We start from the raw sequence: 213 nt of genomic DNA on the forward strand, positions 1-213 counted from the left end.
CGCTCATTAATCATTAACAACTGATGTTTTTTACGATATTCATTTTTCAAAATAGCCTCTATTGTTATAAATCCTGCTATGAGTGTAATATTGAGAAATGGTTGAGATAATTCAAACTCCTTCACAACCTCATCATATATATTTGTTTGAAGTAAAGTTATCTTTGCTTTTTTAACATCATTCTCATCAAATATTGAGTATGGATTATGAGCA

The 213-nt window shown here is 28.2% G+C and carries 1 protein-coding gene; it reads right to left on the minus strand.

All coding sequences use genetic code 11. The annotated features are described in order from the left end of the window. On the minus strand, positions 1-213 hold a 213-nt coding region (locus M979_RS23675), incomplete at both ends, for a hypothetical protein (protein ID WP_209439652.1).

It is taken from the genome of Buttiauxella noackiae ATCC 51607 (assembly GCF_001654865.1).
Classification (GTDB): domain Bacteria; phylum Pseudomonadota; class Gammaproteobacteria; order Enterobacterales; family Enterobacteriaceae; genus Buttiauxella; species Buttiauxella noackiae.